We start from the raw sequence: 23,631 nt of genomic DNA, 5'->3' as shown, positions 1-23,631 counted from the left end.
TCAGCCGGCGCAGAAGACTATGGATGATGTTCGTGCGGCACTCCGCCAATGTTCAGATCACCGGTCGCTACACTCGCGCCCGCTTTAAGGACGTCCAAGGCGCTAGCAATTCGCGAAGCGGTACGAAAACCAGCGTCTGGCTGGTTGAGCTTGTGCCTTACGAGGGTTGGACATCATGCTCGACGTTTGGAACTAGCGTTGCATTGCCACCCCTTGAACAGCGGCGCGCGGGATCTTGCGTAACGCTCTCGGGGGCGGCCGCGTTCTGCGCAGTCTGGCGCCGCCGCATTGGCCGACGGCTCGCACCGTCCCAGCAGACTCCAGCAGGAAACAACCCGATTAGGCCAGATTTAAGCACCTTGAGCTTGAACAGGCGTCCCCAAGCTGCTTCACAGTGCGGCATTGTCTCGAGGCGCCAACGGTATCTCGCCCCTGATTGACACATGTTAAGCGCGCTTTTGACGGATACGGCTATACTAAATGCACCGTTCGTGGCAAACGTTCGCTCAAGACCCATAGGCGTCGGCCGCGTCTTCACATTTAAGAATCCGCCATGACAGTACAACCCATTACATCGCTCAATCTGTGCGCTGCAACTCTCACGCTCGCCCTGCAAATGCAGGCGAGCTACCACGAAACCCTGAAACGAAATTGCGATCTGAGGTTACAGCGTATTAGGCGCGACATTGCAGCAGTGCAAGCCATTTGCGATGTTGCTGTGGCTGCGCGTGACTGCACCGAACTAGCAGCGTCATATCTGATCATGTCACGCGACTATGTAGCAACCACCAGGGATCTTTGGCAGCAAGGGCTGTGGAGTCTGGCCCCCGACACCAAAAAGACCTGACTCGTCGGCGCGGACCATTCACGTCAGGGCGCTCTGTCGAGTGGCCGTGCATATAAGCGTTTGCCGAACTTGACGCAGTAGATGTTCTGGCAAATGGCGCCGACATAACTCCGCACTGGATCCACACGAAGATGGCACGCGAGAATTAGGACAAGGAGGACAAGGTACTACGCGCACGAATCTCGACTCCTCGTCAATATAACCAAGCGTTCTTGCGGACGCAATCCCGTTAATTGCTAGTTTTATTTGTAGCTACAGGTTTGGTGCTCTTCGACGCCTCCGCGCCGACCTCAAGGTTACTTTTTGCGACTTCAACTTCTTGCCGACCAGCACTCCGTAGGCTTTCGCATAGAGAATCGGCAGCCGAAATCGCGGAATTCAAAGCGCTCGTGACTGGAACATTCTTGGCGACGTCCTCCACCATCGTCTGCACCTGACGGCGGCAGGCGCTACCTTGCACCTGCACAATTCGTGCGAACTCGGCCTGTGTTACCAACACGATGTCGACCGCCTGACGGCTATACGTCAGCACCCTCTCGGTCATCCGCTCAGCGAAGTTGTCTTGAAGCGCGAGCCAGTCCCGGTGCTCCTTCGACGATAGCGACTTTTGCACCAGTTCGAACATATCGACAAGCGTCGTGCAGGTCCATTGATTGTTCAATGCAGCCAGTTTCCCGACGCTCTCCACTGTCTTGTCGCCGAGATCAAAGAGGTAACCTACCGTTACGTTTTGGATTGCGGCAATCTGTTCCCGGTTCAGCATGATGAAGCTCCAGTGTGCGCGATCCGGACACGAAGGCGGCGCCTTCACGATCTTGCGACAGAGATCGCATAGTGGGTCAAAAAAGCGCGCCGGATGTGGTGCGCGTCAGAATGCTCCCGGTCCGGCAACCCGTTGCTCCGGCGAGATCGGCTCAGTTGCCTACAGAATATCAGGCTCTTCTCGATTGATTTTCATCTGCTTGAATGTGTCTTGACCACAATCAAGGACTGAATCTGCGGTAGAGACTTCTCGGCGCCCACATTCGTCGGTACAGACGACGAAGCAATCGTCGATGGGGACAACTCAAGCACGTCGCTTTCGATGCTCCGCCGGCTCGTGCCGACACTCATATACCGACGGCGCGCCTGAACTCGCGCGTGGCGTTTTGCGCGCGCGCGCTGGCGTCCGGTGCGTCGGGGAGAGCAATGCACCACGCCGCGATAGCTTTGTCGGCGAGCGGCTCCCACTTGCTCACCCAAGCCGTCAGCACCGCGCGGTTCTTTTGCTCCTCTAGCGCCATGCGAACGAGTTCGGCGGCCCAACGCCGATGGCGCTGGGCGTCGATCAACTGCGCATCGGTGATGAGGCCGAGCAGCGTATCGCCGTTGTGCCGCGCAGCCACTCCGAGGCTTCGCAAAACGGTTTCTTCCACCGCCGGGCGCGCGACGAGGTTCAGCGCGGCGAAGCTCTCCGCCCAGTCCCATGCTGTGAGTGCGTGCTCGACGAGATTGCGCCAGCCCTGCCATGCCGGATCGTCCTCCCAGTAGTGCCGCTCGTCAGTGCCGAAGCCGAGGTCGCCGAACGTCTGCGACAGCTCTTTGGTGCGATACGCCGTGTGAGTGAGCCAGCGCAGCGTGTCCGCTGTCTGGTAAGCGGCGCAGTTTGAGATCGTGGAAGCGGGCGCCATCTGGGTCAGATACGCCGAGCCCATTTGCAGTGCATGGAACAGGAAGCGGGCGGGCGTGTAGTGGCGCGCGAGCGTACCCGCCCAAGTGTGTGCGAGCATGCTGTCGTGACCGCGTGCGGAGAACTGGTCTAGCAGCCCGAAGACATACGTTTCCTGCCCGTCCTGGAGCATGTTGTAGGTGCGGTAGACGAGCTCGTCAGGATCGCGGAACGCATTCCAGTCGGGCCGAGTCAGCGGGGATGCATTGCGGTTTCGCTTGAACCATTGCGCCATTTCGAAGTTCGGATCGAGCTCGAACGGCGCATCGGGATTGTCGGTCGTGTAGTGCAGATTGGTCGTGACGATCTCGTACTCGCTTGGCTTGCGCCGCCGGGCCGCCAGATGGCTCCATGTTTTCAGTGGCTTGAGGACTTCTGTCATGATTGTCTCCAGTTAAGAAAAGGTCTGCAGAGGTCGTTTTCGCAGCGGTGACTCCACACTCATCGCAGTCTGAACGGCCACGACATTCTTGTGTTGAGATTTCGCAGCAGAGTCACCCATCAGGTGCCGTGCCGGTGAAACACATGACCGCACCGGCCAGATCTTCAGCGTTTCGCAAAGCTCTGCGCAACATCCATAAATCGCTCAGAGCAGACCGCGTCGTCTGGACAGCATTTTTTCACCAAACCCATATATCGGGCCCTCGTATAGCCGAACTGTCGCTTGATGATGGGAAAGGGATGCTTAACCTTGGCACGGGTCTCTGCCTTGAGCCGGTCGATGTGATCGTGTATAGCGTCCAGATGATCGCTCTGGTCCAGTGCACGATGCCGCCGTCGAGACCCCGGAACTCGCGATACAGCTCTCTTCCATTGCAGGGTCCGACAGAGCGAACCTGTGCTGCATAAACCGAATTTGCGGCATCGTCGCGACCGGGAAAAGTGGTCGTCCGTTTTTGCCTCGCGGATAAATGCGGCTCGATCAGCACAAATCAGCTCCGACCAAGGCACAACACGCCGCATCGCCTCGAGAAGATTCGGACTTCCACGTGGTTGAAAGATCCAGGGAACTGCGACAATACACTTCTACCCAATTAACTCGCGATGCTTCCAAGATAGCTGAACGGGCGTCAATGCCAGGACTTCGACAGACCTTCCTTAAAGCGTCTTTTCGTAGTAGAAACGCACATACTCGTCGGTCGTCTCGATGCGGCCCGCGAACGAGCTGAGATTGACTTCGAGTTCGGACATCCTGAACGGCCGACCCAGCGCTTCCTCCAACGTCGCGCGGCATAGGATCAGTTCGCCGTCCGCGTCGATGCGTACATATGCGAGCTTGTCGTCCACGCGGATCACCTTGCCGGGGTTGTCCTCGTGCGCGGCTTCGATGACGCCGGCCGTGATGCTGCTCGCGCGAAGCACGGGACCCACGCGGTTGTTACGGTAAGCTTCGGCGGTCTTGTCAACGATCATGCTGTGTTCCCCTGCGGACTCAGGAATGGGCAAAGAGCGCATGAACGCCTTCTACGGCAATCAGAAGATCGTCGCCTTGGAGCTTCACGGCATATTCGGCGAGACGACAGTCACCCGGATTGATTCCTTTGCCCGTATTTGCGTCGAAGGTCCACTGATGAGCCCGGCACGTCAGCACGCGGCCATCGAATTTTCCTTCAACGAGCCGAATGTCGTGGTGCGGACAAATGCCCTGAAAGCCGCGCGGCTCGCCGCCTTCGGGACGTACCAACACGATCACGTGGCCATCCACTTCCACCTCGGTCATCTCCGCTTCCCACAGGTCATCGAGAGTGCAAACTTTCCGAAATTTCATGTCGCCCTCAATCATCGCAAAAGATGAATTCCAGCGTTTCCATCGGCTTGATGTCGGTCTCGGCGAGTTTCGCGTTGCGCGGATAGAACTGCTTGCTACCTTGGCGGCGCACGCGGATCACCTTGTCGGGTTGAGGCGCTACTCGCCGGCCCACCGAATGATGAGATGCTGCGGCGGCGATCTCGTCCATGGAATTGTCGGTATCCACGGTTACGAGTTGCAATACAAAGTCGTACTGAAAATTGGAAATCACAGGGACAAGAGCCATATCGCCCTCCATTGAATCGCCGCTCATGCAGCCTTTTCTTCGTAAAGCTTGTCGCAGTACGCCTTGACCCACGCGTAATGGTGCGCGTCATCGCCAATTTCGCCCGGTGCGAGTTCCATGTACTTCAACGCACCCCTCAGGTCGGGTGGCTGGATCTGCCCAGCCAGTAAGCGATCAACGAGCGCGAGGTGATTGCGGTAGCGAACGGGGTCCTGCTGGAACACCCAGCGATCAATTTCCGAGTTGAAGTGATACGTGCGGCCGTTGTAGTCGAGCGGATAGTCCTTTACATTCCAGCCATTGCCAGGGATCGCGCAGATGGGCAACTGGCTCATGTTGCAGACGATCGGCAGCGTCTCGGGAACGGTGAGCTCAGGCTTGCCGGCAAGCAGGTTATCGATTATGACATCCCACACTTTGCCGAACGTGTCGTTCCAGCCGGGATATTTTTCTTCGAGCCAGTCGCGGCACTCAGGTGTAATGCCGGCAGCAGGATTCCACCACACGGTAGGCCGCCAGAACCAGATAGCCAATTGGTACGCATGGTGCTGGTAGTCGAACTCGCTAACGATCTGTTCCCAGTACCATGGCAGGTCGAGTCCGAGGTCGATCAGGGTGCGTTCGAACTGACCTACGATCCATTCCCGCATGAATTCCTTGAACGACTGCTTGCGATGCACGAGTGGCGTGGCGTAATCCATCGAGGAGCCCGTGAGCAGGCAGAACAGACGCCACGCGCGCGCGATGGCGACATCAACGAGCTTTTGAGCATGCTCTTTACGGCCGTTGGCGATCAGGATCTGCAACGCGGGACCCCCGATTTGCGCATGGCGCGACTCATCTGTCTGAATGCTGGAAATCAGGCTTGCAAAAGTGAAGTCGCCCGCTTCGGCGGCATTGGCCGCGAGGCCGAGAAACTGCATGTTGGTAAAACCCGTCTCGAACGCGAAGGTTAGCATGACTGCGATTTCGATCGCACTGCGCGACATGAACAGGTCATCGAACGCGCTGCGCGCGGCAATCGCACCCCACGCGTTGGTGTGATACGCCTTGTGGGCCCAATCGAACTGCCGATCCTTGGGACAGTAGTCGTGAGGGAAGTAAAGCTGCAACTGACCATGACGATTCTCGTCGAGCATGCCGAAGGTGGCCATATTGCGCATGCCGGGCGCACGGCCGAAACGTACCATTCGGGCCTCGGCGCTCATCGCCGCATATTCGCCGAGCGCAATTGCCCCGTAGTGCGCCTTCAGAATGGAGAGCCACCCCGGATCGGCGTCCTCGAACATGCGGCTACGCTCAAGTGCCTCCTTGACTGAATATGCGCCAGCATCCTTCTCACGCTGGATGCGCACATACTCGGGATACGACGTCTTGTAGGGCTCGTCGTAGGTTTCCCAACTCGCCATGGGAATGCCTTGCGCCCCAGACATGAGATCGGGAAAGAGCTCCGACTCCGTCACATATCTTGGGGTCCAGTTGGTGGCACGTGCAATGTCATACCATGCGGCTCGTTCCAGTAACGCCATCGTGATGCCTCCTTTTGGAATGGGCGATGCGTCTTCCCGGCACGATGCGCACTCCACCGGGCCCCTTGGGAACGCAAGATCAATGCCAATCCGCGGCGTTGCTTTCTTGGCGATCGAGGCGACAAATCTGAGAGCCGCGGCGGAGCGAAAGGGGAACCAAAATTGCGCAGGTATAGCGAGTAGGACATGTACCACCGCATACACAGCATGGCCGCATCCACTGGGTGACGACAGCGTTTGGGCACCGTGGCGGCGCTATCAAGATGCGGGGGTGAATCTTACCGCAACGCAGCGCCCTACCGCGACACTGCATTGAGATGGTAAGCCGGCAGTTGTCGAGGTCCAGGACGATGAGTGACTTCCGCCGTAAAGGAGCTTTGATCGTTTAGTCCAGCACGGCCCCACTCTGCACACAAGCGCACAACGAGCATCGAGTTGATAAGCGTCGGGCGAAGTTAAGCGGTCGTTGCGAGATAACCGCCGCCTTAATTCTCCGTTGTCGGGGCAACCGCAGTGTTGCATCTCCGACGTTGTCGGACATGCAACATCTCCCAGCGCAAGAATGCTACTTCACGCAACGCTGATCAAGTCGACCGCAGAGGTACTGCGAGCGTAGATCGGGGTGGATCCGGAGGACAGAACAGGATGAAGCCGCCGACGCTATCGACGGCCGCTGAAGGTGCTGCTTTCGAGACACACCACAAACGGACGCGACGCGATAAGTTTCTCGCGATGAATGCAGTTTCGTCGTGTGGGCTGAGCTTTGCGCGGTGGTCGAGCCGTATTATCCGAGGTGCGGCAATGGCCGCCCGCCGATTGACCGGGAGCGAATGCTGCGCCTTCATTCTATCCGGCACTGCTTCAACCTGGCCGATTTCGCTTGTGAAGACGCTCTTTACGTTAGTGCTAGGCTGCGTCGCTTTGCGAGAATCTGGATTGGAAGGCAGTACCAGACTGCCACCGCACTGCTGAAATTTCGTCGTCTTTTTGAAACCCTCAAGCTGGGTGAGAAATTGATTGCCGAAGTCGGGCCAAGTGGCGAGCGGCATGAAACTCCAGAGCGTCACGGTCGTGGATGCCAACATCATCGGTGCGCCAAAGTTCGAGGAAGAATGAACAGAATTCGCGCTCCCCCAAATGCACCAGACGCGCAAGACTAGCAATGGTACTTCGGCGCGAAGCTATACATCGACGAGGATAGCAAGAGTGGCCCGGTGCACAGCGTAGTACCGGCCAACGTGCATGAAAAGCTTCCACTGCCGCAATTGCTACACGGCCAGGAGCGGAAGGTCTACGCTAACAGCGCTTACGCCAGCCAGAAGGCTAATCCACAGCAAAGCAGCACACCCACCGCGCGTGTGAAGTCAATACGGTGCAGCGCGGCGAGAACTGCCACAAGTCGAGGATCCGCGCACGCGTGGAGCATGTCTTCGCAGTGGCCAATCGATGTGGGGTTTCACGAAGGTGCCTACCACGGTTAGCGCAGAGTACGAACCTGGCTTCATAGCTTTGGCGCGCGCCAATCTCTACCTGTCGGGCACGCGATTGATGGCACAAGTGCGTCCGTAATGGACGAAAGGCGCCCCAAAAGCCGAGGTGTATCTGGAGTATGGTCGGCGTCACGACCTGAACACCTCCACAATGCCGACACGTCGCAAATTCGGCGACTTTTTCAGCCTAGCCGTAACGTGACAACGCCGACATATGTCGTCGAGAATTGGACAAACAAGACAGGGCACTCGAAGAATTTATCGAGCTTTCTCGGCAATTTTTCCAGTTTCACGCCGTGCGAAAAGGTGGCGCATAGGTTGATTCGTGAACCTCCTCCCAGATATTTTGCTTCGTTCTCTGAAGATGCCGTACTGGCTGACCTTTGTCAGACGAACGGCCCGTCGCCACTATGAGAAGGTTTTGTCGGCGCAGCACGTGGTCCTTCCCGCTTCCGCCTCAATTATGGGAAGCGCCGCGGAACATTTTTTTCGTTAGGGAGCCGCGACGCCAAGGTCGGCACGAATCTTGTTATTTTCAAAACGCTTCACCGACAGCGAGACGCCGAAGACGCGGTCGTATGCCAGCTTCGCGGGGCCGAACGCCATCAAGGGACCACATAGTGATCGAAACGTTTTATGAAGTCATGCGACGCCAAGGGATCTCGCGCCGTAGCTTCCTCAAATTCTGCTCGCTGACGACAACGTCGCTCGGCCTCGGGCCTGCGTTCATGCCGAAGATTGTCCACGCAATGGAGACCAAACTGCGCACGCCGGTGCTCTGGCTACATGGACTCGAATGCACCTGCTGCTCAGAGTCGTTCATCCGCTCGGCGCACCCGCTGGCGAAGGACGTCGTGCTTTCAATGATCTCGCTCGACTACGACGACCTCTTGATGGCTGCCGCGGGACACCAGGCCGAGGCGATCCTCGAAAACGTGATGGAGAAGTACCGTGGCAACTACATCCTCGCCGTCGAAGGCAATCCGCCGCTGAATCAAGACGGTATGAGCTGCATTATCGGCGGCAAGCCATTCGTCGATCAGTTGCGCCGTGTGTCGAAGGACGCGAAGGCTGTGATCTCGTGGGGGTCGTGCGCGTCGTGGGGCTGCGTGCAGACGGCCACGCCGAACCCGACGCAGGCGGTGCCAATCCACAAGGTGATCACCGACAAGGCGATCATCAAGGTGCCCGGCTGTCCCCCGATCGCCGAGGTGATGACGGGCGTCGTCACCTACATGCTCACGTTCGACCGGATACCGGAGTTGGATCGCCAAGGCCGTCCGAAAATGTTTTACAGCCAGCGCATTCACGACAAGTGCTACCGCCGTCCGCATTTCGACGCGGGCCAGTTCGTCGAGTCGTGGGACGACGAAGCGGCACGGCGCGGCTACTGCCTCTACAAGGTCGGCTGCAGGGGCCCGACGACCTACAACGCCTGCTCGACCGTGCGTTGGAACGGCGGCACGAGCTTCCCCATTCAGGCGGGCCACGGCTGCATCGGCTGCTCTGAGGAAGGATTCTGGGACAAGGGCTCCCTCTACGATCGGCTCACCCGGATCGATCAGTTCGGAGTCGAAGCGAACGCCGACAAGATCGGCGCTACCGCGGCCGTCGTGGTGGGCGCCGCCACTGCTGCGCATGCAGCCGCTTCGGCAATTCAGCACGCCAGGTCGAAGCAGGACTCTATGGACGACCGCGACGGCCAATAGCTACGCCTCGCGTCGGGGTGCAGCCGACAAGCACAGGAAGCCGCAAAAGAAAAGCAACCATGACAGCCATTTCGAACCCAGGATTTCAGCTCGGTAGGAACGGACGCCGGATCGTCGTCGATCCAGTCACACGCATCGAAGGCCATATGCGCGTCGAGGTCAACGTTGATTCGAACAACGTGATCCGCAACGCCGTTTCCAGCGGCACCATGTGGCGTGGCCTTGAAGTCATTCTCAAGGGGCGCGACCCGCGCGACGCATGGGCGTTCGTCGAGCGTATCTGCGGCGTATGCACGGGATGTCACGGGCTCGCCTCCGTGCGCGCCGTCGAGGACGCGCTCGACATCCGCATTCCGCCCAACGCGCACCTGATCCGCGAGATCATGTCGAAGACATTGCAAGTGCACGACCACGTGGTGCACTTCTATCACCTGCACGCGCTCGACTGGGTCGACGTGTTGTCGGCGCTCAAGGCCGACCCCAAGTTAACGTCCGAGTTGCAACAGCGCATCTCGCCCAAGCATCCGATGTCGTCACAGGGCTATTTCCGCAATGTGCAGACGCGTCTACGCAAGTTCATCGAAAGCGGCCAGCTCGGTCCGTTCATGAACGGCTACTGGGGCAACTCCGCGTACGTGCTGCCGCCAGAAGCGAATCTGATGGCCGTGACGCACTACCTCGAAGCGCTCGACATGCAAAAGGAGTGGGTCAAGATCCACGCGATCTTCGGCGGCAAGAATCCGCACCCGAACTACCTCGTAGGGGGCGTGCCTTGCGCGATCAATATCGGCAGCGACCTAGCGGCCGGCGCACCCATCAACATCGAGCGCCTAAACTTCGTCAAGTCGCTCATCGACGATGCGATCACCTTCTGCCGCAACGTCTATGTACCCGATCTGCTTGCAATCGGCACGATTTACAAAGCACGCGGCTGGTTGCATGGCGGCGGCCTGGCCGCGACCAACGTGATGGACTACGGCGCGTATCCGCTCGTCAACTACAACCCATCCACCAACCAGATGCCGGGCGGAGCCATCATCAACGGCGACTGGAATACGCTCCTGCCAGTTGATCCGCGCGACCCCGAGCAAGTGCAGGAATTTGTCGCCCACTCCTGGTATCAATACCCTGACAACTACCGCGGGCTGCATCCTTGGGACGGCATTACCGAACCGCACTACGAGCTCGGACCCAACACGAAGGGCACGCGCACCGCAATCGAGTCGATCGACGAGAGCACAAAGTACTCGTGGATCAAGTCGCCGCGCTGGCAGGGGCACGCGATGGAAGTCGGACCGCTCGCGCGCTACATCCTCGGCTACGCACACGCGGAGCAGAGCAATCCGCATTGCGGCCGTATCAAGGAACAGATTGAGGCCTCCCTCCTTGCCGTGAACCAGGGCATGCCAAAGCTGCTCGGCTTGCCGGAAAGCTCGCTTGGCGTGAAGCAACTGCTGCCGACCACCATCGGCCGCACGCTCGCCCGCGCGCTCGAAGCGGAGTATTGCTCCGAGATGATGGCGGACGACTGGCAAAGCCTCTTACAAAACATCCGCAACGGCGATACCTCGACCGTGAACCTGGACAAGTGGGACCCTTCGACGTGGCCAGCCGAGGCGAAGGGCGTGGGCGCGGTCGCCGCGCCGCGCGGCGCGCTCGGCCACTGGATCAGGATCAGGGACGGTCGCATTGAGAACTACCAGTGCGTCGTTCCGAGCACTTGGAACGGCAGCCCGCGCGACGCGAAAGGGCAGATCGGCGCGTTCGAAGCGAGCCTCATGGACATGCCCGTGGCGAACGTCGAGCAGCCCGTCGAGATCCTGCGCTCGCTGCACTCGTTCGACCCTTGCATGGCTTGCTCGACGCACGTGATGAACGCGGACGGTGCGGAAATGACCGCCGTGACTGTGCGATAACCCCACCAGACCGCCACAGCGCCTGCGCTCGCCGGCGCCGCGCGGCAGGAAAGGATGATGACGATGCAATCGTATTCTCGATGCGAAAAGGCGGCTGACTTTGTTTCGTCCACCGAGGCAATTTACGTGTACGAAGCTCCGGTACGCGTCTGGCACTGGATCAACGCAGTGTCGATCGTCGTGCTGGCGTTGACCGGCTATCTTATCGGCGCCCCGCTTCTCACACAGCCCGGCGAGGCGAGCGCGAATTTTCTGATGGGCTATATCCGCTTTGTGCATTTCACCGCGGCCTACCTGTTCGCAATCGGGCTTGCGGGCCGCGCGTATTGGGCGATTGTCGGCAATCGCCATGCGCGCGAAATGTTCTGGGTGCCGGTATTCTCGCGCGAGTACTGGATGGACATGCTCACCATGCTGCGTTACTACTCGTTCCTCGGGCCCACGCCGCGCCAGTTCAGCGGGCACAATCCGTTATCGCGATTTGCGATGTTTTTCGTGTTCTTGCTGATCTCACTCTTCATGATCGTGACCGGTTTCGCACTGTATGGCGAAGGCGCGCAGGCCGGCTCTTGGCAGCAGATTGCGTTTGGTCAGGTATCCACGCTGATCGGCCAGTCGCAGGCCGTGCACACGTGGCATCGCCTCGGCATGTGGGCGATCATGATGTTCGTTATCGTGCATGTCTATATGGCGATCCGCGAAGACATCATGGCCCGCCAGAACATGGTCGGCACGATGATATCGGGCTACCGTACCTTCAGGAAGTGAGGTTGCAATGCTGACTTGCCCAAAAACCGGCGTGCCTGCCATCGTCGTACTCGGCATCGGCAACTTGCTGTGGGCCGACGAGGGTTTTGGCGTGCGCTGTATCGAGGCGCTTGAGCAGCACTTCGAGTTTGCCCCGCACGTGAGCCTCATAGACGGCGGCACGCAAGGGCTGTGTCTGGTCCAGTACGTCCAGGCGGCCGACAGTCTGCTCATTTTCGACGCGGTCGATTACGGTCTCGCGCCGGGCACGCTGAAGATCGTTGAGGATGACGACGTACCGGCGTTCCTCGGCGTGCGCAAGATGAGCCTGCACCAGACCGGCTTCCAGGAGGTACTAATGCTCGCGCGCCTGACAGGCCGGTATCCACGCCGCGTGCTGCTGATCGGCTGCCAGCCGGACGAAGTGGCCGATTTCGGTGGCAGCCTGCGACCCACCATTAAAGCATCGCTCGAGCGCGCGCTCGAACTTGGCCTCGAGCGCCTTGCCGCATGGGGCGGAGAGCCCACGCCGCGCCACACCCCGTTACATGCCGACGATGCGGTCACGCTGCCGCATCTCGCGCTTTCGCGCTACGAAGGCGAGCGGCCCAGCGAGGCCGATGCGTGCCGCACCGGCGACGAGCGCGTGCTGCTGCGCATGCGCCGCAAGAAGCCGTCGTCGTGTGTATAGGCGTGCCGATGCGGGTGGTCGAGGTGCAGGGCTTGCGGGCGCTGTGCCACGGACGCAGCGGCCACCGCCGGATCGACACTTCGCTAGTTGGTCCATGCAGCGCCGGTGAATGGCTGCTGGTTTTTCTCGACACGGCGCGCGAGAAGCTCGACGGGACACGCGCGGCAGAAATCGACGCGACGCTCTCGCTCGTGGAACTGGCGCTGGAGGGAGATGCCGCCATGGCCCGAGCGAGCCCGAATTTTGAATTGCCGTCCGCGCTCGGCGTGGACGATTTGACCCGGTTGACCTCCAACGCGCAACCGGCGCATGGCCGTCACGGGTCCTCCGAGGAATCGCCATGACAAATACGAACGGTACCTCGCTTGACGCGACGTCCGTGGTGCAGCGGCTAACTGATGGCAGACACGCCGTGTCCGTGGACGAACGAAAGGTAGGCGATTGGGTTGCGGACGCCGGCGAATGTGTAGCGCTGCTCACGGCTGCCGGGACGCGCTTTCCCGACTTCCTCGACGTGGCCGTGGTGCTGCCCGAGCTCGCGCGCCGCGTGTGGCGGTGGCCGTGGTCCGCGTTGCTGTGGCTGCACGCCGGCGCTTATGTCACAAGGCTCTCCAGTATGACGGACTGGAATGACTACGTGGCAAACGTCGCACATGCGCTCGGGCAGCCGACTACGCGGACGCCATGGGTCGGCATTCCCGGCCGCACCGTCGGCGCTTCGCCCGGCTGTCACGAATTGTCGATCAATCTTTGGGGTCGTTGATCGTGTCCATGAGTCCATTTCCCATTCCCGTCGCGCCTTTCCGCCCGGGAAACCAAGCCGAGAGCGATGCGGTGCTCGACTATCTGCCGATGCCGCAAGGCATGCGCATCTATGTGGCGCCGACGCTGCCTGAGCGCTGCAATGCGCGGGCACTCGACGGCGCGCGCGGCGTGCTTCGCAACGTATTAGGCGTACTGGCGGCATACGAACCTGGTACGCCGTCCGAAGCCATCGATCTGACGCCGTACGATCGAGCAACGCTGCGCGTTCTCAACGACGTGCTGGGCGAGGGCGAGGTCAGCGCGCACGTCGACGGCGCGCAGCGGAGCGGCGGGCTGATCCAGGAGACTGTGTTTGCCGGCCTGTGGCGCGTAGTCGAGCGGAATGGCGCGCGCCCGGTCGACCGGCTCGAGATCGGCGCGGCCCCCGCGATGCTTGCCCAGCCCAAAGACCCGGCGCAGCCGATGATGCCGTTGCCGGACATGCTGCCGCTCGACGTGATGAACGCGCCGTCGATCCTGAGCGAAGTACGCGATTCCGCCGCGCGCTGGCGCTCCGGGCATGCGCCCCACATCGTCAACCTTACGCTCCTGCCATTGTCGCCGGGGGATCAGCAACTGATCGACGCCGTGCTGGGCGAAGGCGCGGTGCAGATCTTGTCGCGCGGCTACGGAAATTGCCGGGTGGGCAGCACGGCGATCGCGAACTGCTGGCGTGTTGCATATTTCAACTCGCAGGACATGATGATCCTGAACACGATCGAGATCACCGATCTGCCAGAGGTCGTGCGCGCCGCGCCGGAAGACCTCGCGGATTCGCGCGAGCGCTTGACCCAGTTGATCAACTGGATGGGTGAGGTGTGACGATGGACGAGCGAACGAAGCAATTCGAGGGCTGCCATCTCGGCGCCAGCAGCCCAATCGCGACGCACACGTGCCTCGAATGCAAGTTCTGCTGGTGGATCCACCATCCCGAACAAGGCGATCCGGTCTTGCAGATTCCTCCGCACGCGAGGTTCGCGGCGCTTCAGGCACACTGGCGCTGCCGCGTTTATGGCCGCGCGCCGGATCAGGTCATTTTTCTTGTGGGACGCGGATTGACCGTGCGTGCAATCCAGCGAAAGGTCATACACGGCGATCCAAGGGTGGCTAGGCTTGTAGCGCACTTCGAAACGGCCGCAACCAGTACGATGCCTGACATGCCGGTCGTGAAACTCGCCTTGCGTATCGAGGGGACCGGCTTTGAGCCGGTGCCCGGCGAGACCGGGGCCCGATGCGGTTGGTTCGGGATGCCGATCACGCCATGGTCCATGAGGCCCCTCTCGTTACCCGGCGCGGTGCGGGACTCGGTGGAATGTCCGCGGCCGGCCGGCAAAGCGCACTTGCGCGTTGGCGACGTCGATTTCAAATGGCTCGGCGCGCACGCGCAAGACGTCGGAGCCTATGCGTGCTGCTCGCTCTTGTTGCCGATGCTCGAATTCCCCAGACAGAAGAGCGCCACATCGGGCGGTGTCCCATGCGTGTCGCGTCATGCGCTCCTGCTGCGGCCGGCCGCGTTCGGGAGCGCTCCATGACCGCGGCGATGCTGGCAGCATTGGCCGCACAGTACCGGGTTCGCCCCGGCCGGCACGACAGCATTGCGGGCGGGCGTCCACCACTGGCCGCCGCGCTGCTGCGCGGGCAACCGGTAGCAACTGCTGCGGCGCGGCTGTCGGCGCTGTTCTCGTTGTGCGGACTCGCGCATAGGCTCTGCGCAGAACTTGCCGTCGGCGCAGCGGGCGCTTCAGTGGAGCACAAACGCGACGATGTGACCAACGCCGCTCATGCCGCAATGCTCAGGCGTGAGACGCTCGCCGTGCATCTTCGCTGCATGTGGACCGACTGGCCGGTGCGGCTGGCCGCCGCCGCGCCGCATACGCTGCCCGACGTCGAGTCGGTTGACTCCTCCGACTGGCTGGAGCGGCACGTTCTGGGCATGCCTGCGCAAAAGTGGCTCGCGCACTGGACGGACGATCCGCGTGGCTGCTTAGCGGCGTGGTGCGCACGAGCCGCGACGTTCCCGGCCCGGTTGCTGGCAGCCTGCCGCGCGCACGCCGATACGATGCGCGCTACGCCGCGGCCGCTCATCATCGACGAAACGCGGTTAAGCGAACTGGCCGCGGCGATTGCCGAGAGTCCGGTGTTCGCGCACGCGCCCGTACAACGCGGCCTGCCCGCGGAGACCGGCGTGTGGACACGTAGCGACGATCCGCGCGCGCTGGAATACGACACGCCTTGGCTGCGGATTGGCGCGCGCGTCGCGGAGGTGGCGCGGCTGGCAGCGGGCGACGACGGGCCAAGTGCGCTTCGCTTTGGCGCGCGAACGTGCGCGCCCGGCGAGGCGCTCGGCTGGTGCGAGATGTCGCGCGGCGTGCTGCTCCATTGGGTGCGCCTCGCGCCAGGCGATGCGGCGCGCATCGAGGACTATCGCGTGGTCGCGCCGACTGAGTGGAACTTCCACGGCCAAGGCACGCTCGCGCAAGCCTTGTCGCGACTGGATCCGGCGTGCGGCGATGGAACGTTCGCCGCGCGCGTAGGCGCGTGGATGGGCGCGTTCGATCCCTGTGTCGCCTATGTGGTCGACACGGACGGCGCGTGAGCACAAGGATCGAGACAAGGCCCCGAATACTGAGCTGAATGGAAGCCAAGGTATGCATGAAGTAAGTCTGGCCGGCGGCGTGCTTGCGTTGGTCGAAGCGGCAGCCGAGCGTGAGAGCTTTGTCCGCGTGAAGGTGCTGAGGCTTGAAGTCGGACGCCTCGCTGGCGTCGATGTCGAGACGCTGCGCTTCGCCCTCGAAGCGATCGCGCCCGGCACCTGCCTTTGCAGCGCACGCGTCGAGATCGACGAACCTTCGGGAAGCGCGTGGTGCATGAACTGCAACGCGACCGTGGCGCTGGCCACGCGGGGCGCCCCCTGCGCGCACTGCGGCGGCTACTGGCTCCAGCCGAACGGCGGCACAGAGTTGCGCATCGTCGATCTGATCGTCGACGATGCCTGACAATCATCGGATTAGCGCAAGGAGAAGCAACATGTGCATAGGATGCGGGTGCACCACCACAGGCGATCGGCAAAACACCCCTCAGCGGCGCGAGTGCGCGTATGCGCAGGGCCAGTCCGACACTCATTCCCACTCCCACCGGACGCCACCGGGCAAAGACCTGCACTACGGCCTCGGGCCCGCGGGCCTCACGGTGCCCGGCCTAGACCAGGGCCGCACCATCAAGCTCGAGCACGACGTGCTAGGCGAAAACAATCGCCATGCCGCCGTCAACCGGCGGCACTTCGCGCAGCATGGCGTGCGTGCGCTCAATCTAGTGTCGAGCCCGGGCTCGGGGAAAACGACCCTGCTGTGTGCGTCGATCGCCGCGCTGCGCGAGCGCATACCCAGCTTGCCCATCGGTGTGATTGAGGGCGACCAGCAGACGGCAAACGACGCCGAGCGCATCCGCGCGGCCGGTGCGCCAGCGATCCAGGTGAACACGGGAAAGGGCTGCCATCTCGACGCCGCGATGATCGCCGCGGCCTTCGGACGGCTTCCGTTGCACGATCATCGCCTTTACCATGACCAAAAGCACGAGCGTGAATACGTACCGCTCACGCACGACGCCCCGTGCAGCGTGCTCTTCATCGAGAACGTAGGCAATCTCGTCTGCCCCGCGCTCTGGGACCTCGGCGAGGAGGCGAAGGTCGTGATCGTCTCGGTAACGGAGGGCGAAGATAAGCCGCTCAAGTATCCCGACATTTTCGCCGCCGCGCGCCTCATGATCGTCAACAAGATCGACTTGCTGCCTTATGTACACTTCGACGTCGAGCAGTGCATCGCGTATGCGCGCCGCGTGAATCCGTTCCTCGAAGTGATCTGGCTCTCGGCCACGACCGGCGAAGGCCTCGATGCGTGGCTCGACTGGATCACGAGTGCGCGCGACTCGATTGCCGAGCGCATTGGCGTGCTGGAGAGCAACCTTGCGGCGCAGCGTGCGCGAAAGCATCGCGCCGGAGGCGAGGCATGACGGCGCGTGTGCAGAACCTACCCCATACCCTCGGCGAACGGACGGTGCTCGCCACCGGCGCATGGCTGAAGAACGCTGCGTGCCTGTGCATCGGCGGCGACGTTCACTGGTCGATGCTACACGGCGATCTCGACGATCCGGAGCACTGTGTGGCGCTCGACACATCGGTGGCGGCGCTTGTTGAGAGCGCCGAGCGCGCGGGGCAGCCCGTGCGCATGATCGCGCACGATCTGCATCCCGACTTCTACAGCACGCGCGTCGCGCTCGAATTGGGTGAGCGGCTTGGCGTGCCGACCGTCGGCGTCCAGCACCATCACGCGCATATTGGCGCGGTTGCGGCCGAGCATGGGCTGCGCGAGCCCGTGATCGGCCTCGCGCTCGACGGCGTGGGCTTCGGCACGGACGGCGCCGCATGGGGCGGTGAGCTGCTGGAGGTGGCGCCCGCCTGCTGGCGGCGCCTCGGCAGTCTCACGCCACTCGCGCTACCCGGTGGCGACGTCGCGGCGCGCGAGCCTTGGCGAATGGCCGCCGCCGCCCTGCACGCGCTCGGGCGCAGCGCCGAAATCGGGCCGCGACTCTCGGCCGCCGTGGGCGCGACCGCGGCGCGCACGGTCGGCGTCATGCTCGCGCGCGGCCTCAATTGCCCGCCTAGCACCGGTGCGGGTCGCTGGTTCGATGCGGCGGCGGGACTGCTCGGCGTGTGCCTGCGCCAGCGCGCCGAATCCGAGGCGGCCATCGCGCTCGAAAGGCTCGCGAGCGGCTACCTCGTCGCGCACGAGGCCCCCGACGTGGCGGGCCTGTGGCGCATCGCGGACAACGGCGAGCTCGACCTTCGTCCGCTCCTCGTCAAGTTGCTCATGCTCGCGGACGCCGGCGAAGCCGCGTGCGGCGCGGCCGTCTTTCATGTTGCGCTGGCCAAGGCGCTCGCCCAATGGGCCGCGCTTGCCGCGCAGGGGCGCGCCGTTCTGTTTGGCGGCGGCTGCTTTGATAACCGGCTGCTCACTGCGCATATACGGGAGTCGCTCGCCGCGCACGGCGTGCGCACGCTCATGCCCGACACGGTGCCCTGCGGCGACGCCGGGCTAGCGCTTGGCCAGGCTTGGGTTGCCGCATATGGTCCGCAGATGTTCTCGATGCCTACGACCGCAAGAGGAGTCAGTCCATGTGTCTAGCAATGCCGGCACAGCTCATCGACCGGTCCGACGCCGAAACAGGCGTCGTCGAGCTCGGGGGCGTTCGAAAGACGGTCTCACTCGCGCTCGTACCCGACGTGCGCCTAGGGGACTTCGTGGTCGTGCATGTCGGCTTCGCGCTTGGCATGATCGATCCCGAAGAGGCCGAGCGCACGCTCGCGCTGTTCAGCGAGGTCGCTCGGTCGCTCGGCGACACACCCATCGTCCAGTCGGGAACGGCGCAATGAAGTACGTCGACGAATTCCGCGACGACGAACTCGCCGCGCGCATTTCTGGGCGCATTCAGGCGGAGACGCTGACCGAACGCCGCTATCACTTCATGGAGTTCTGCGGCGGTCACACGCACGCCATTTCCCGCTTCGGCGTGGCCGATCTTCTACCCGGTAACGTGTTTATGATCCACGGTCCCGGCTGCCCAGTTTGCGTGTTGCCGATCGGGCGCATCGATCTCGCGATTCGCCTCGCGCTCGAACACGACGTGATCCTCTGCACGTATGGCGACACGATACGTGTGCCTGCCTCGTGCGGTCTATCGCTCCAGCGCGCCAAGGCGCGCGGGGCGGACATCCGCCTTGTGTATTCTCCGCACGACGCGCTGCGCATCGCGCGCGAGCATCCGGAACGCGAGGTCGTCTTTTTTGCAATCGGCTTCGAGACCACTGCGCCGCCTACCGCGCTCGTCGTGAGGGAAGCGGCAGACTGCGGCGCGGAGAACTTTAGCGTGCTGTGCTGCCATGTACTCACGCCCGCGGCGATGACACATCTGCTCGCCGAGCCGTCCGCCGACGGGAACGCGGTGCTGCTCGACGGCTTTGTCGGTCCCGCGCACGTGAGTGTTGTGATCGGCTCGGCGTCTTACGAGGCGTTCGCGCAGAGGTATCGCAAGCCGGTCGTGATTGCCGGGTTCGAGCCGCTCGACGTGCTGCAGGCGATCCTCATGCTGGTGCGTCAAGTCAACGATGGTCGCGCGGAGGTCGAGAACGAGTTCACGCGCGCTGTCACACGCGCGGGCAACGCCGCCGCGCAGGCGCTCATACAGGAGGTGTTCGAAACGCGGGAGTCGTTCGAGTGGCGCGGCCTGGGCGAGGTCCCATTGAGCGGGCTGCGCATTCGCCCGAAGTACGCGCGCTACGACGCCGAGGTCCGCTATGAACTCGTCTACCGCCCGGTCGCCGATCACCTCAAATGCGAGTGCGGGGCGATCCTGCGAGGTCTAAAACACCCGCGCGACTGCACAATGTTCGGCACGGTCTGCACGCCCGAGAATCCCATGGGCTCGTGCATGGTGTCCAGCGAAGGCTCTTGCGCCGCGCACTATTCCTATGGTCGCTCGAAGGACATTCGAGTCGTCGAAGCATGAGCCCAGTCCACACATCCCCGGTGAAGCCCGCCTACGTGAGGCCCCTAGACTTTCGCGACGGCCGCATCGACATGGGCCACGGCGCGGGTGGCCGCGCATCGGCGCAATTGACCCGCGAGCTGTTCGTCGCGAGCTTCGATAACGAATGGCTGCGCCAAGGCAACGACCAGGCCACCTTCGCGCATCTCGCGCCCGGGCCCGGCGAGCGCATCGTGATGACCACCGACGCGCACGTCGTCTCGCCGCTTTTCTTTCCCGGCGGCGACATCGGCAGCCTCGCCGTGCACGGCACCGTCAACGACATCGCGATGGCGGGCGCACGGCCTTCGTATCTCAGCGCGAGCTTCATCCTGGAGGAGGGCCTCCCGATGGCGGATCTGCTCCGCATCGTCGAGTCAATGGCTGCTGCGTCGCGCGCTTGCAGCGCTCCGATCGTGACGGGCGACACTAAGGTCGTCGAGCGCGGTAAGGGCGATGCCGTGTTCATCACCACGACCGGGATCGGCGTCGTGCCCTCGGGCATTCACATTGATGGCGCGCAGGCGCGGCCCGGCGACGTTGTGCTGCTCTCGGGCACTATCGGCGAGCACGGCGTGGCCATCATGTCGCAACGTGAGGGCCTGGGCTTCGACACGGAGATCCGCTCGGACAGCGCCGCACTACACACGCTCGTGGCGGACATGGTTGCCGTCGCGCCCGGTGTGCGCGTTCTGCGCGATCCGACTCGCGGCGGACTGGCCACGACCCTCAACGAGATCGCCAGCCAGTCGGGTGTCGGGATGCACATTCAGGAGCGCGCAATTCCCGTGCTGCCGCAAGTCGATGCGGCGTGTGAGCTGCTCGGCCTCGATCCGCTTTATGTCGCCAACGAAGGCAAGCTAGTTGCAATCTGCGCAAGCGCCGACGCGCCGCGACTGCTCGCCGCGATGCGCGCACATCCGTTGGGCGCGGCGGCGGTTTGCATTGGTGAGGTGGTCGACGACGCCCACAGCTTCGTGCAGATCGAAACGAAATTCGGCGGACGGCGCATCGTCGACTGGCTTTCGGGCGAGCAACTGCCGCGGATCTGCTGATCCGTTTGCGGCGATAGGTATCGGGAGACTGAGAGTGCTTTTTGATCGTCAGGTCGCTAGTCGCGTTGCCTTCGCGGGAGCTTTGAATGATCCATCCCCTTACGGCATCGATCAAGCAATGAGGTCTCCAGTCCCGCCCTCGCTGCAGCAGCCGTCGACCGCGCTCGTGGTCGAGCCTACGCTACATTCAGACTCTATTACGAGGAATGCTCTCCAATTCATTGTTGCCTGAGCGCTTTATCTGCAGCGGACTGTACCCGCCTCTCCTAGCCGGACAATCTCGCCTAGAGGGTGTTAGGCACTTTATGTCGGACCTGGTATCCTGGCGGAATGAAAAAACGCAGGCCCTACCCAACGGATGTATCGGATGAAGAGTGGTACTTCGCCGCTCCGTACCTGACCTTGATGAACAAGGACGCACCGCAGCGCCGCTACGAACTGCGCGAGATGTTCAACGCGCTGCGCTGGATCGTACGTGCGGGTGCCCCGTGGCGTTTGTCGCCCAATGACTTTCCGCCGTGGGAACTGGTCTACCAGCAGACGCAACGCTGGATTCAGGCGGGCTGCTTCGAGGCTATGGTGAGCGATTTGCGTTCGATCATCCGGGTCGCCCAGGACCGCCGTGGTCAACCCAGCGCGGTCATCCTCGATGGCCGTACCCTCCAGTCGACGTGCGAAAGCGGCGCACGCGCAGGCTACGACAGATACAAACGCAAGAAAGCCAGCAAGGTACATATGGCGGTGGACACGTTGGGACAACTGCTCGCGGTGCATGTGACGCCGGCCAATGAGCAGGAGCGCGCGCAGGTTGGAGAACTGGCGCGTCAGGTTCAGCAGGCCACGGGCCAGACGGTCAAGGTGGCGTTCGCGGATCAGGGATATACCGGCGAAGAGCCCGCGCAGGCGGCGCTTGACGAAGGGATTGAACTTCAGGTCATCAAGTTGCCCGAGGCGAAAAAGGGCTTCGTGCTGTTGCCGCGCCGCTGGGTGATTGAGCGCAGCTTCGGCTGGCTCAACCGCTTCCGCCGACTCGCAAGAGACTACGAGCGATTGCCCAGAAACTCTGGCTGGCTTGCACTTCGTCGTCTTCTCCGTGCTTATGCTTGTGCACTTTGCACCCCCTTAGCAAAAGTGCCTAACACCCTCTAAGCAACCGCCACGAAGCGTTTAAGCGTCCGGTTACAGAACAGCAAGTCGAGATAAAGGCCATCATTATCGATCTGGAGTCGCTTCTGCCGGGCGAAGAAGGTAAAGCCATCTCCTAGTTCGAGGAGTAACTGTTCCATTCCCGAAGGACTGCATCTCATTCATGACGAAGCACGGCGACTTAGAAGTCATCTTCCCTGCCCCATCCGCAGCTGCACCCGCCGAATTTCGCGAGTGCCTTTTCCTATCGGAGCGACGCATGCGAAGGCGTCGGTATGCCACGGCAGTTCGGCCATCGGCACGGCGGAGGGGAAACAGGCAACCGAGGCCACGGAATGGATCTCCGAAGACCCGCAACGCTTCGTCGCCAACTGAGTTCGGATGGTGCTACATGGTTAGGTGCAGCTGCCCAAGGAAAGGCGCCAATGAATTGATACTAAAGATTATATTGTCTGCGAGCATTTCTGCATTTTAGTGGTGGGCGCACGCGATATGGGGCTCAACGAACCGTGGTGTGCCGGCACGGGATTGATTCACTCTAGCCAGACCAAAGGCAGAGACGGCCTAATGATTTTGTCAAGCAAGCGGCAGTCGTTCGGGCATTGGATTCCTGTTGCGGAGAATTGCCGACAGCACATTCACACGCCTCCTGGCAAGAGCAATGATGATCTGATGACGGCGCTTGGCTTCTTTACGTTTAAAGGCAGCGCTCTTGGGACAGCGCATGGATGCAAATGCCGACTGATAGAAGATCCGCTTCAAACGCTTGTCGCCCTTCTGGGGCCGTTTAAGGCAACTGGATTTGCCCGTGGGACCCCAGAACATTGCTACTCCCGATGTGCCGAATGAATTCCCATAGTCGGTGGGGCGTTCGACACGTCTGCGCCTGCGTCCTCGTTCTGCGCGATAAGCGGAAACGCGACACGGTGTCGTCAGCCACCGTATATTCGCGAGCGGCCGCTAACCTGTATGCGGGAAAAATAGCCTGCTGCAAGCAGAGGAACCAGGTCTGAGGCGCAGCGAGATACGCGCGATAGCCACCGTCCCGTCAAGCCGGATCTTTGGGTATTTGAGATGGCCCGTGAAATCACCGAATGACAGCACTAGACGGCATTGAGTAACGCTTGATCGCGGTGAGCCGCCGATTTTTCAGACACTGTCTGGAAAATCTCTCCCTCGGGCGAGGCGATATGGAAGTCGCGCATGCTAGCGAGATTGGCCCAGCCGATCTCGCGGCCAAAGCGGGGTGTGAAGCGCCCCGGGTTTTCCGGAGACCGTTTTGCTTGCGTCATGCCACAGTGACAGACTCAGCGAGATTTGCATAGTAAGCGGCTTCTGCCTCGGCAGGTGGAATGTTGCCGATGGGGCCGAAGA

At 61.8% G+C, this 23,631-nt stretch carries 25 protein-coding genes and 4 pseudogenes; 18 read left to right on the top strand and 11 right to left on the bottom strand.

Annotated features, from left to right (window positions below):
- Positions 1-553 precede the first annotated feature (553 nt).
- On the top strand, positions 554-847 hold the full coding sequence (locus tag VSR82_RS37190; protein WP_410852665.1) for a hypothetical protein: 294 nt from the start codon (positions 554-556) through the stop codon (positions 845-847).
- A gap of 229 nt (positions 848-1,076) precedes the next feature.
- On the opposite strand, the gene phaP is transcribed toward VSR82_RS37190, so the two are convergent.
- The 8 genes and pseudogenes from phaP to VSR82_RS37150 form a co-directional block, all read right to left on the bottom strand.
- Positions 1,077-1,610: a TIGR01841 family phasin gene (phaP, locus tag VSR82_RS37185; RefSeq protein ID WP_410852664.1), complete on the bottom strand. Its 534-nt coding sequence runs from the start codon at positions 1,608-1,610 to the stop codon at positions 1,077-1,079.
- A gap of 346 nt (positions 1,611-1,956) precedes the next feature.
- Complete coding sequence (locus VSR82_RS37180) at positions 1,957-2,937, bottom strand: aromatic/alkene monooxygenase hydroxylase subunit beta (RefSeq protein WP_410852663.1); 981 nt, start codon at positions 2,935-2,937, stop codon at positions 1,957-1,959.
- Between the two features lie 112 nt (positions 2,938-3,049).
- Positions 3,050-3,266: pseudogene (locus tag VSR82_RS37175) on the bottom strand (hypothetical protein); the annotation flags it as partial.
- Between the two features lie 53 nt (positions 3,267-3,319).
- Positions 3,320-3,575: pseudogene (locus VSR82_RS37170) on the bottom strand (transposase); the annotation flags it as partial.
- A gap of 78 nt (positions 3,576-3,653) precedes the next feature.
- Positions 3,654-3,968 carry an MmoB/DmpM family protein gene (locus VSR82_RS37165; protein WP_013094443.1) on the bottom strand — a complete coding sequence of 105 codons (315 nt, stop codon included), beginning with the start codon at positions 3,966-3,968 and terminating at the stop codon, positions 3,654-3,656.
- Between the two features lie 19 nt (positions 3,969-3,987).
- Positions 3,988-4,323 (bottom strand): monooxygenase system ferredoxin subunit, encoded by a 336-nt coding sequence (locus tag VSR82_RS37160; protein ID WP_176112225.1) that lies wholly within the window; start codon positions 4,321-4,323, stop codon positions 3,988-3,990.
- A gap of 7 nt (positions 4,324-4,330) precedes the next feature.
- Positions 4,331-4,591: a toluene-4-monooxygenase system B family protein gene (locus tag VSR82_RS37155; protein WP_013094441.1), complete on the bottom strand. Its 261-nt coding sequence runs from the start codon at positions 4,589-4,591 to the stop codon at positions 4,331-4,333.
- A gap of 23 nt (positions 4,592-4,614) precedes the next feature.
- Positions 4,615-6,120: a ferritin family protein gene (locus VSR82_RS37150; RefSeq protein WP_410852670.1), complete on the bottom strand. Its 1,506-nt coding sequence runs from the start codon at positions 6,118-6,120 to the stop codon at positions 4,615-4,617.
- A 645-nt stretch (positions 6,121-6,765) separates the two neighbouring features.
- Between VSR82_RS37150 and VSR82_RS37145 the strand changes: the two are divergent.
- From VSR82_RS37145 to VSR82_RS37065, 17 genes and pseudogenes are all read left to right on the top strand, one after another.
- Positions 6,766-7,689, top strand: a pseudogene (locus VSR82_RS37145) (IS5 family transposase).
- Between the two features lie 544 nt (positions 7,690-8,233).
- The gene (locus VSR82_RS37140; protein ID WP_410852669.1) at positions 8,234-9,319 is read left to right on the top strand and encodes a hydrogenase small subunit; all 1,086 of its coding nucleotides are present in this window, start codon (positions 8,234-8,236) and stop codon (positions 9,317-9,319) included.
- 59 nt (positions 9,320-9,378) lie between these two features.
- Positions 9,379-11,235 (top strand): nickel-dependent hydrogenase large subunit, encoded by a 1,857-nt coding sequence (locus VSR82_RS37135; RefSeq protein ID WP_498858645.1) that lies wholly within the window; start codon positions 9,379-9,381, stop codon positions 11,233-11,235.
- 57 nt (positions 11,236-11,292) lie between these two features.
- Positions 11,293-12,003: a Ni/Fe-hydrogenase, b-type cytochrome subunit gene (cybH, locus tag VSR82_RS37130; RefSeq protein ID WP_410852661.1), complete on the top strand. Its 711-nt coding sequence runs from the start codon at positions 11,293-11,295 to the stop codon at positions 12,001-12,003.
- 7 nt (positions 12,004-12,010) lie between these two features.
- Complete coding sequence (locus VSR82_RS37125) at positions 12,011-12,673, top strand: HyaD/HybD family hydrogenase maturation endopeptidase (protein WP_410852660.1); 663 nt, start codon at positions 12,011-12,013, stop codon at positions 12,671-12,673.
- 8 nt (positions 12,674-12,681) lie between these two features.
- Entirely contained in the window at positions 12,682-13,017 is a 336-nt protein-coding gene (locus VSR82_RS37120) for a HypC/HybG/HupF family hydrogenase formation chaperone (RefSeq protein ID WP_368586334.1), read from the top strand.
- Entirely contained in the window at positions 13,014-13,436 is a 423-nt protein-coding gene (locus tag VSR82_RS37115) for a thioredoxin domain-containing protein (RefSeq protein ID WP_498858644.1), read from the top strand. The genes VSR82_RS37120 and VSR82_RS37115 overlap by 4 nt, the downstream gene beginning before the upstream one ends.
- An 8-nt stretch (positions 13,437-13,444) precedes the next feature.
- On the top strand, positions 13,445-14,299 hold the full coding sequence (locus VSR82_RS37110) for a hydrogenase expression/formation protein (protein ID WP_498858643.1): 855 nt from the start codon (positions 13,445-13,447) through the stop codon (positions 14,297-14,299).
- A 2-nt stretch (positions 14,300-14,301) separates the two neighbouring features.
- Positions 14,302-15,009 carry a [NiFe]-hydrogenase assembly chaperone HybE gene (gene hybE, locus VSR82_RS37105; RefSeq protein ID WP_498858642.1) on the top strand — a complete coding sequence of 236 codons (708 nt, stop codon included), beginning with the start codon at positions 14,302-14,304 and terminating at the stop codon, positions 15,007-15,009.
- On the top strand, positions 15,006-16,073 hold the full coding sequence (locus VSR82_RS37100) for a nickel-dependent hydrogenase large subunit (RefSeq protein WP_498858641.1): 1,068 nt from the start codon (positions 15,006-15,008) through the stop codon (positions 16,071-16,073). Before hybE ends, VSR82_RS37100 begins: the two co-directional genes overlap by 4 nt.
- Before the next feature lie 52 nt (positions 16,074-16,125).
- Positions 16,126-16,473: a hydrogenase maturation nickel metallochaperone HypA/HybF gene (locus VSR82_RS37095; protein WP_018435798.1), complete on the top strand. Its 348-nt coding sequence runs from the start codon at positions 16,126-16,128 to the stop codon at positions 16,471-16,473.
- 31 nt (positions 16,474-16,504) lie between these two features.
- Positions 16,505-17,485, top strand: coding sequence for a hydrogenase nickel incorporation protein HypB (hypB, locus tag VSR82_RS37090; protein WP_498858640.1), 981 nt, complete (start codon positions 16,505-16,507; stop codon positions 17,483-17,485).
- Positions 17,482-18,657 carry a Kae1-like domain-containing protein gene (locus tag VSR82_RS37085; protein WP_498858639.1) on the top strand — a complete coding sequence of 392 codons (1,176 nt, stop codon included), beginning with the start codon at positions 17,482-17,484 and terminating at the stop codon, positions 18,655-18,657. The genes hypB and VSR82_RS37085 overlap by 4 nt, the downstream gene beginning before the upstream one ends.
- Positions 18,648-18,905 carry a HypC/HybG/HupF family hydrogenase formation chaperone gene (locus tag VSR82_RS37080; RefSeq protein WP_368586326.1) on the top strand — a complete coding sequence of 86 codons (258 nt, stop codon included), beginning with the start codon at positions 18,648-18,650 and terminating at the stop codon, positions 18,903-18,905. The genes VSR82_RS37085 and VSR82_RS37080 overlap by 10 nt, the downstream gene beginning before the upstream one ends.
- Entirely contained in the window at positions 18,902-20,038 is a 1,137-nt protein-coding gene (hypD, locus tag VSR82_RS37075; protein ID WP_410852656.1) for a hydrogenase formation protein HypD, read from the top strand. Before VSR82_RS37080 ends, hypD begins: the two co-directional genes overlap by 4 nt.
- A 71-nt stretch (positions 20,039-20,109) precedes the next feature.
- Positions 20,110-21,111 (top strand): hydrogenase expression/formation protein HypE, encoded by a 1,002-nt coding sequence (hypE, locus tag VSR82_RS37070; protein WP_498858638.1) that lies wholly within the window; start codon positions 20,110-20,112, stop codon positions 21,109-21,111.
- A gap of 330 nt (positions 21,112-21,441) precedes the next feature.
- Positions 21,442-22,237: pseudogene (locus VSR82_RS37065) on the top strand (IS5 family transposase).
- A gap of 19 nt (positions 22,238-22,256) precedes the next feature.
- On the opposite strand, the gene VSR82_RS37060 reads toward VSR82_RS37065, so the two are convergent.
- From VSR82_RS37060 to VSR82_RS37050, 3 genes are all read right to left on the bottom strand, one after another.
- Positions 22,257-22,397 (bottom strand): PDDEXK nuclease domain-containing protein, encoded by a 141-nt coding sequence (locus tag VSR82_RS37060; protein ID WP_410842538.1) that lies wholly within the window; start codon positions 22,395-22,397, stop codon positions 22,257-22,259.
- Between the two features lie 436 nt (positions 22,398-22,833).
- Complete coding sequence (locus VSR82_RS37055; protein ID WP_368586323.1) at positions 22,834-23,082, bottom strand: hypothetical protein; 249 nt, start codon at positions 23,080-23,082, stop codon at positions 22,834-22,836.
- 278 nt (positions 23,083-23,360) lie between these two features.
- Entirely contained in the window at positions 23,361-23,549 is a 189-nt protein-coding gene (locus VSR82_RS37050) for a hypothetical protein (RefSeq protein WP_498858637.1), read from the bottom strand.
- Between the last annotated feature and the right edge of the window lie 82 nt (positions 23,550-23,631).

This window comes from Burkholderia sp. JPY481 (assembly GCF_038900515.1).
In the GTDB taxonomy this organism is placed as follows: domain Bacteria; phylum Pseudomonadota; class Gammaproteobacteria; order Burkholderiales; family Burkholderiaceae; genus Paraburkholderia; species Paraburkholderia youngii.
The sequence above is the reverse complement of the archived record's forward strand: the minus strand, read 5'-3'. Positions and strand labels throughout refer to the sequence as shown.

Excerpts from the sequence above, each read along its gene's own strand:
- VSR82_RS37095 (WP_018435798.1), top strand. The coding sequence starts at position 16,126 with ATGCATGAAGTAAGTCTGGCCGGCGGCGTGCTTGCGTTGGTCGAAGCG.
- VSR82_RS37165 (WP_013094443.1), bottom strand. The coding sequence starts at position 3,968 with ATGATCGTTGACAAGACCGCCGAAGCTTACCGTAACAACCGCGTGGGT.
- VSR82_RS37180 (WP_410852663.1), bottom strand. The coding sequence starts at position 2,937 with ATGACAGAAGTCCTCAAGCCACTGAAAACATGGAGCCATCTGGCGGCC.
- VSR82_RS37160 (WP_176112225.1), bottom strand. The coding sequence starts at position 4,323 with ATGAAATTTCGGAAAGTTTGCACTCTCGATGACCTGTGGGAAGCGGAG.
- hypE (WP_498858638.1), top strand. The coding sequence starts at position 20,110 with ATGGGCCACGGCGCGGGTGGCCGCGCATCGGCGCAATTGACCCGCGAG.
- VSR82_RS37125 (WP_410852660.1), top strand. The coding sequence starts at position 12,011 with ATGCTGACTTGCCCAAAAACCGGCGTGCCTGCCATCGTCGTACTCGGC.
- VSR82_RS37080 (WP_368586326.1), top strand. The coding sequence starts at position 18,648 with ATGTGTCTAGCAATGCCGGCACAGCTCATCGACCGGTCCGACGCCGAA.
- VSR82_RS37085 (WP_498858639.1), top strand. The coding sequence starts at position 17,482 with ATGACGGCGCGTGTGCAGAACCTACCCCATACCCTCGGCGAACGGACG.
- VSR82_RS37150 (WP_410852670.1), bottom strand. The coding sequence starts at position 6,120 with ATGGCGTTACTGGAACGAGCCGCATGGTATGACATTGCACGTGCCACC.
- VSR82_RS37155 (WP_013094441.1), bottom strand. The coding sequence starts at position 4,591 with ATGGCTCTTGTCCCTGTGATTTCCAATTTTCAGTACGACTTTGTATTG.
- VSR82_RS37100 (WP_498858641.1), top strand. The coding sequence starts at position 15,006 with ATGACCGCGGCGATGCTGGCAGCATTGGCCGCACAGTACCGGGTTCGC.
- phaP (WP_410852664.1), bottom strand. The coding sequence starts at position 1,610 with ATGCTGAACCGGGAACAGATTGCCGCAATCCAAAACGTAACGGTAGGT.
- VSR82_RS37115 (WP_498858644.1), top strand. The coding sequence starts at position 13,014 with ATGACAAATACGAACGGTACCTCGCTTGACGCGACGTCCGTGGTGCAG.
- VSR82_RS37190 (WP_410852665.1), top strand. The coding sequence starts at position 554 with ATGACAGTACAACCCATTACATCGCTCAATCTGTGCGCTGCAACTCTC.
- VSR82_RS37110 (WP_498858643.1), top strand. The coding sequence starts at position 13,445 with ATGAGTCCATTTCCCATTCCCGTCGCGCCTTTCCGCCCGGGAAACCAA.
- VSR82_RS37120 (WP_368586334.1), top strand. The coding sequence starts at position 12,682 with ATGCGGGTGGTCGAGGTGCAGGGCTTGCGGGCGCTGTGCCACGGACGC.
- hybE (WP_498858642.1), top strand. The coding sequence starts at position 14,302 with ATGGACGAGCGAACGAAGCAATTCGAGGGCTGCCATCTCGGCGCCAGC.
- cybH (WP_410852661.1), top strand. The coding sequence starts at position 11,293 with ATGACGATGCAATCGTATTCTCGATGCGAAAAGGCGGCTGACTTTGTT.
- VSR82_RS37060 (WP_410842538.1), bottom strand. The coding sequence starts at position 22,397 with ATGGAACAGTTACTCCTCGAACTAGGAGATGGCTTTACCTTCTTCGCC.
- VSR82_RS37050 (WP_498858637.1), bottom strand. The coding sequence starts at position 23,549 with ATGACGCAAGCAAAACGGTCTCCGGAAAACCCGGGGCGCTTCACACCC.
- VSR82_RS37055 (WP_368586323.1), bottom strand. The coding sequence starts at position 23,082 with ATGTTCTGGGGTCCCACGGGCAAATCCAGTTGCCTTAAACGGCCCCAG.
- VSR82_RS37135 (WP_498858645.1), top strand. The coding sequence starts at position 9,379 with ATGACAGCCATTTCGAACCCAGGATTTCAGCTCGGTAGGAACGGACGC.
- hypD (WP_410852656.1), top strand. The coding sequence starts at position 18,902 with ATGAAGTACGTCGACGAATTCCGCGACGACGAACTCGCCGCGCGCATT.
- hypB (WP_498858640.1), top strand. The coding sequence starts at position 16,505 with ATGTGCATAGGATGCGGGTGCACCACCACAGGCGATCGGCAAAACACC.